The sequence below is a fragment of the Micromonospora sp. NPDC004704 genome (genome assembly GCF_053601675.1).
In genome coordinates this window covers 1-6,300 of sequence record NZ_JBSGCD010000075.1, presented here as the reverse complement: position 1 = coordinate 6,300, position 6,300 = coordinate 1, and the positions used below count along the sequence as shown (strand labels likewise).

The window sequence follows — 6,300 nt, the reverse complement described above, 5'->3', positions numbered from 1 at the left end:
CCCGACCCCGCCAGACACTGGACTGGGCCACCCCAGCCCAGCGCCTGGCACAACTCATCACCGCTTAACGATTGCACTCACCACTTGACCCCAACATCACCGATCACCACCATCTGCCCTAGATCGACGAAGCGGAGGGGTGGGGGTGGGGCGGGCGGGACAGGACGGGGTGGAGGCGAGGCAGGGACAAGGGCGGGGGTCAGGCCGCGAGGGAGAGGGCGGTGGGCGAGGTGGGGGCCAGCGGGGTCGGGGCGGGCAGCGGGGTGGGGTGCTTGTGGGGGGTGTGGGGGCCGGCGAAGCGGACCGCCGACTCGGCTGCCTGGGCCAGGCGGCGGCGGGAGGCGGACTGCTCCGGGTGCAGGGCCGGCGCGGCGGTCACCGTCACCGAGAGCCCCCGTACGGCGAGCACCCGGCGCAGCGACACCCAGAGGCTGTCCTCGCCCAGGAAGGCGGCTGCGGTCGTACCGTCGCGCCCCGGTCCGGTCCGGTAGTTGATGGTGAGCGGCACCACCGGCGCACCGGCGTCGATCGCCGCCTGGAACATCGCCGGCCGGAACCGTCCACCGGCCGGGCAGGCGCCGGCCGCACGGGGCTTGCCGCACCAGGTCGTACCCTCCGGGAAGACCGCGACCACCCGGTCGGACCGCAGCGCCTCGGCCACCTTGGCCACCGTCTGCGGCAGTGCCCGGGGCCGGGTGCGGTTGACGAAGATGGTGCCGCCCGAGGCGGCCAGCGGGCCGATCAGCGGCCACTGGCGTACCTCCTGCTTGGCCAGCATCCGGGCCGGCGCGACCGCCAGGGTGGCCATGATGTCCAGCCACGAGATGTGGTTGGCGGCGAGCAGCGCCCGCCGCCGGGGCAGCCGGCCGCGTACCTGGAGGGTCACGCCCAGGGAGCCGAGCACCAGCCGGGCCCACCAGCGGCCGGCGGCTTGGCGACCAGCCGGGGGCAACACCGGGAGTACGGGGACCAGCAGCGCCCCGAACAGCAACGCGCCGAACAGGGCGGTCAGCCGACCGGCCTGGTGCAGCCGGGACACCGTCGGCGTCTCGCGGGGGCCGGGCAGGCAGTGCGGCCCGCAGGCCGAGCGGGGCTGCCAGAGGGGGTTCATCCGTCTTCTCCGAGTCCGAGGAAGTGCCGCCGGTAACGGGGGTGCATCCGATCCATCGAGAGCAGTACGTAGAGGTCCGCCACGTCAAAATCGGGGTCGTACGCGGGCTCCCCGCAGACCCAGGCACCGAGCCGGAGGTAGCCCTTGAGCAGGGCGGGTACGGCCGCCGACGGTTTCTCGGCCCGCTCCGCCCGAGCGGCGAGCGCGGCCACCCCGGCGGGTTCGGCCAGCCAGGGCCGGTGCGGGCGTACCCGAAGCGGCGGCGGGGCCATGTTCCGGGCGGAGACCTGCTGCCAGACCGCGACGGCATTCGCGCCTCCGTCGTCCAGCGACAGGGAGGCGCACCCGCCCAGCCAGCGCAGCCCGCGCAGGTGCAGGTAGCGGGCGATCCCGGCCCACATCAGGTTGATCACCGCGCCGGTCCGGTGGTCCGGATGCACGCAGGACCGCCCGATCTCCACCAGCTCGTCGCGGAGCGGGGCGAAGGAGGACAGGTCAAACTCGCTCTCCGCGTACCGCCGGCCGGCGCGCGCGGCGCGGTCCGGCGGCAGCATCCGGTACGTCCCGACGACGGCGCCGGTGCTGTCGTCCCGGACGAGCAGGTGGTCACAGTGCGCGTCGAACTCGTCGGTGTCGAGTCCCTGGACGGCCGAGTGGAGGTTGGCGCCGAGTTCTTCGGCGAAGACGTCGTGGCGCAGCCGCTGCGCGGCGGCGATCTGGGCCGCGTCGTCGGCGATCAGCAGGGTGTAGCCGCTGGTCCCGGTGGGTGCGGGAGCGGTGAGCAGAACAGCCATGGGGTATGTGTAAGGTCGCTGCCCACCGTCGGCGTGTCGCGCACCGGATGCGTGGGTGTCGATCGGGTGAACGGCCCTGTACGCAGTGCGTGGGCGGATCACCCCGGCGCCACGGGATCGATCGCGGCCGTCGGGGGCGGCCCAGACCCCGGCGAGCGACCGGCTTCAGGGGCTTGAATACCAGGTGAACAAGACCTTCACGCTGTGAATCGCGACACGGGCCGGATGCGGCAATGCCGGCCGATAGCGTACGGCGTAGCCTGGACAGTGATTTCTGACCCCGGTCCCAGGCGGTGGCAGAACCCGCGTGAACCGCAGAACCCGCGTGAAAGAGGCGATCACTGGCCGTGTCGACCCAGCAGACTTCGCAGGAGAACCCACTGGCGGGTTTCGGCCCGAACGAGTGGGTCGTCGAGGAGATGTACCAGCGCTACCTCGCCGACCCCACCAGCGTCGATTCGGCCTGGCACGACTTCTTCGCCGACTACCGTCCGGCAGCCGACACGGCTGACGGCAACGGGTCGGCTCCGAAAACAGCGACAGCGGCCAAGCCGGCACCGGGGGTGAAGAAGGAAGCGGCCAGCGCTCCCGCGGCGGCCGCGAAGACCCAGCCGGCGACCGCTCCGGTGACCGAGTCGAAGGCTCCCGAGCCGAAGGCCGCCGAGCCGAAGCCGGCTCCGGCCGCACCGGCGCCGAAGGCAGCCACACCGGCCGCCGCCGCGCCGGCCAAGCCGAAGGCCGCACCGGCCCAGCCGCCGGCCTCGGGCAGCAGCACCACCCCGTTGCGCGGTGTCGCGGCGAAGATCGTGCAGAACATGGACGCCTCGCTGTCGGTGCCCACCGCGACCAGCGTGCGCGCGGTGCCGGCGAAGCTGGTGGTCGACAACCGCATCGTGATCAACAACCACCTTGCGCGGGGTCGGGGCGGCAAGGTCAGCTTCACCCACCTGATCGGGTACGCCCTGGTCCGGGCGCTGGCCGAGCACCCCGAGATGAACCACTCGTACGCCGAGGTGGACGGCAAGCCGGTGATGGTCAAGCCGGAGCACGTCAACCTCGGCATCGCGATCGACCTGGCCAAGCCGGACGGCTCCCGTAACCTGGTGGTGCCGTCGATCAAGGCGTGCGAGCAGATGGACTTCCGTCAGTTCTGGCAGGCCTACGAGGACGTGGTCCGGCGGGCCCGGCGCAACGAGCTGACCATGGAGGACTACGGCGGCACGACGATCTCGCTGACCAACCCGGGCGGGATCGGCACCGTGCACTCCCAGCCCCGGCTGATGGTCGGGCAGGGCACGATCATCGGGGTCGGCGCGATGGAGTACCCGGCGCCGTACCAGGGCATGTCCGAGGAGACCCTGGCCGAGCTGGCCGTCAGCAAGATCATCACGCTGACCAGCACGTACGACCACCGGATCATCCAGGGCGCCCAGTCCGGCGAGTTCCTGAAGGTCATGCACGAGCTGATCCTCGGCGAGCGCGGCTTCTACGACGAGATCTTCACCTCGCTGCGGATCCCGTACGAGCCGGTGCGCTGGATGCGCGACGTGGCGGTGTCCTCCGAAGGTCAGATCAACAAGACCGCCCGGGTCATCGAGATCATCCACGCGTACCGGGTGCGCGGTCACCTGATGGCCGACACCGACCCGCTCGAGTTCAAGATCCGCAAGCACCCGGACCTGGACGTGCTCCAGCACGGCCTGACCCTGTGGGACCTCGACCGCTACTTCCCGGTCGGCGGCTTCAACGGCAAGCAGAAGATGAAGCTCCGCGAGGTCCTCGGCGTGCTGCGCGACTCCTACTGCCGCCGGGTCGGCGTGGAGTACATGCACATCCAGGACCCGGAGGAGCGGCGCTGGATCCAGGACCGGATCGAGCGGAAGTACGAAAAGCCGTCGGCGGACGAGCAGAAGCACGTACTCAACCGGCTGAACGCGGCCGAGGCGTTCGAGACCTTCCTCCAGACCAAGTACGTCGGCCAGAAGCGGTTCTCGCTGGAGGGCGGCGAGTCCCTGATCCCGCTGCTCGGCGAGGTGCTGGAGGCGGCGGCCGAGGGCTCGCTGGACGAGGTCGTGATCGGCATGGCCCACCGTGGTCGGCTGAACGTGCTCGCCAACATCGTCGGCAAGCCGTACGAGAAGATCTTCTCCGAGTTCGAGGGGCACCTCGACCCCCGCTCGACCCAGGGCTCGGGCGACGTGAAGTACCACCTCGGCCAGGCCGGCAAGTTCAGTACGCCGGACGGCGAGCACGCGATCAAGGTCTCGGTGACCGCCAACCCCTCGCACCTGGAGGCGGTCGACCCGGTGCTCGAGGGCATCGTCCGGGCCAAGCAGGACCGGATCGACCTGCGCCTGGAGGGCTACACCGTGCTCCCGGTGGCGGTGCACGGCGACGCCGCGTTCGCCGGACAGGGCGTGGTCGCCGAGACGCTCAACCTGTCGCAGCTGCGGGGCTACCGCACCGGCGGGACCGTCCACGTGGTGGTCAACAACCAGGTCGGCTTCACCACCGCCCCGGAGTACTCGCGCTCCAGCCTCTACAGCACCGACGTCGCCCGGATGATCCAGGCGCCGATCTTCCACGTCAACGGGGACGACCCGGAGGCCGTGGTCCGGGTGGCCCGGCTGGCCTTCGAGTACCGCCAGGAGTTCAACAAGGACGTCGTTATCGACATGGTCTGCTACCGGCGGCGCGGCCACAACGAGGGCGACGACCCCTCGATGTCCAACCCGCAGATGTACCAGATCATCGATTCGAAGCGGTCGGTCCGCAAGCTCTACACCGAGGAGCTGATCGGGCGCGGGGACATCACCGTCGAGGACGCCGAGGAGTTGCTCCGCGACTTCCAGGCCCAGCTCGAACGGGTCTTCAAGGCCACCCGTGACGCCGCGACGCCAGGCCGGCAGCCGACCCGCCCGCGCCGCCAGGCCGAGCCGGAGCCGCAGGTGCAGACCGCTATCGGCGCCGACGTGGTGCACGCCATCGGTACGGCGCACACGACCCTGCCCGAGGGCTTCACCCCGCACAAGCGGATCCAGCAGTTGCTCGACCGGCGGGCCAAGATGGCCACCGACGGCAACATCGACTGGGGCTTCGGCGAGATCATCGCGTTCGGTTCGCTCCTGCACGACGGGGTGACCGTCCGGCTCGCCGGTCAGGACTCGCGCCGTGGCACCTTCGTCCAGCGGCACGCGGTCATCGTGGACGCGAAGACCGGCCGGGAACACCTGCCGCTGTCCGCGCTGACCAACGACCGGTCCCGGTTCTTCGTGCACGACTCGCTGCTCAGCGAGTACGCCGCGATGGGCTTCGAGTACGGCTACTCGGTGGAGAACACCGAGGCGCTGGTGCTCTGGGAGGCGCAGTTCGGTGACTTCGCCAACGGCGCCCAGTCGGTGGTGGACGAGTTCATCTCCTCCAGCGAGGTGAAGTGGGGCCAGCAGTCGGCGGTGACGCTGCTGCTGCCGCACGGCCACGAGGGTCAGGGGCCGGACCACACCTCCGGGCGGCCGGAGCGCTTCCTGCAGATGTGCGCCGAGGACAACATGCGGGTGGCCATCCCGACCACCCCGGCGAACCACTTCCACCTGCTGCGCCGCCAGGCGCTGTCGGAGAAGCGCAAGCCGTTGGTGGTCTTCACCCCGAAGTCCCTGCTGCGGCACAAGCTCTGTGTCTCCAGCGTCGAGGACTTCACCACCGGTGGTTTCCAGCCGGTGCTGGGCGACCGGACCATCGCCAAGCCGGAGGCGGTCAAGCGGGTGCTGCTCTGCACCGGCAAGATCTACTACGACCTGCTTCAGGCCCGCGACGAGCGCAAGATCACCGACACCGCGATCGTACGGATGGAGCAGCTCTACCCGCTCCCGGTGGAGGAGATCCGGGCGGCCCTGGCCGAGTACCCGAACGCCGACGACTTCGCCTGGGTCCAGGAGGAGCCGGCCAACCAGGGTGCCTGGTCGTTCGTGGCGCTCAACCTGCTGGAGCACCTCGATGGCGTACGGCTGCGGCGGATCTCCCGTCCGTCGGCCGCCGCCCCCGCGGTGGGCTCGGCGAAGATGCACGAGGTCGAGCAGGGCGCACTGATCGAGGCGGCACTGCCCCGCCCCTGATCGCCGTACCGCGTTGAGTTGAGACCGGGGCGGATCGAGGCACTCCTCGATCCGCCCCGGAGTCTGAGAGGACCACCCATGTACTTCACCGACCGGGGCATCGAGGAACTGGTCGAGCGCCGGGGCGACGAGAGCGTCACCCTGGAGTGGCTCGGCGAGCGCCTGCGCGAGTTCGTCGACCTCAATCCCGAGTTCGAGACCCCCATCGAACGCTTCGCCACCTGGCTAGCCCGCCACGACGAAGAAGACGACGAGTAACCCTCCCCTCCCCCCTCCCCCCTCC

At 70.4% G+C, this 6,300-nt stretch carries 4 protein-coding genes; 2 read left to right on the top strand and 2 right to left on the bottom strand.

All coding sequences use genetic code 11. The annotated features are described in order from the left end of the window. Nucleotides 1–199: 199 nt before the first annotated feature. Both ACWEFB_RS38155 and ACWEFB_RS38150 read right to left on the bottom strand, forming a co-directional pair. Nucleotides 200–1,111, bottom strand: a complete 912-nt coding sequence (locus tag ACWEFB_RS38155; RefSeq protein WP_452293096.1) for a lysophospholipid acyltransferase family protein — start codon at nucleotides 1,109–1,111, stop codon at nucleotides 200–202. Continuing rightward, the gene (locus ACWEFB_RS38150; protein WP_452293095.1) at nucleotides 1,108–1,905 is read right to left on the bottom strand and encodes a GNAT family N-acetyltransferase; all 798 of its coding nucleotides are present in this window, start codon (nucleotides 1,903–1,905) and stop codon (nucleotides 1,108–1,110) included. Before ACWEFB_RS38150 ends, ACWEFB_RS38155 begins: the two co-directional genes overlap by 4 nt. Before the next feature lie 347 nt (nucleotides 1,906–2,252). Here ACWEFB_RS38150 and ACWEFB_RS38145 point away from each other — a divergent pair, with 347 nt between their 5' ends. Both ACWEFB_RS38145 and ACWEFB_RS38140 read left to right on the top strand, forming a co-directional pair. Next, on the top strand, nucleotides 2,253–6,017 hold the full coding sequence (locus ACWEFB_RS38145) for a multifunctional oxoglutarate decarboxylase/oxoglutarate dehydrogenase thiamine pyrophosphate-binding subunit/dihydrolipoyllysine-residue succinyltransferase subunit (RefSeq protein WP_452293094.1): 3,765 nt from the start codon (nucleotides 2,253–2,255) through the stop codon (nucleotides 6,015–6,017). Between the two features lie 78 nt (nucleotides 6,018–6,095). Further along, nucleotides 6,096–6,275: a DUF6104 family protein gene (locus ACWEFB_RS38140; RefSeq protein WP_452293093.1), complete on the top strand. Its 180-nt coding sequence runs from the start codon at nucleotides 6,096–6,098 to the stop codon at nucleotides 6,273–6,275. The last annotated feature ends 25 nt before the right edge of the window (nucleotides 6,276–6,300 follow it).

Bases quoted from the DNA above. Each gene is read 5' to 3' on its own strand.
- ACWEFB_RS38155 (WP_452293096.1), bottom strand. From the start codon at position 1,111: ATGAACCCCCTCTGGCAGCCCCGCTCGGCCTGCGGGCCGCACTGCCTG.
- ACWEFB_RS38150 (WP_452293095.1), bottom strand. From the start codon at position 1,905: ATGGCTGTTCTGCTCACCGCTCCCGCACCCACCGGGACCAGCGGCTAC.
- ACWEFB_RS38140 (WP_452293093.1), top strand. From the start codon at position 6,096: ATGTACTTCACCGACCGGGGCATCGAGGAACTGGTCGAGCGCCGGGGC.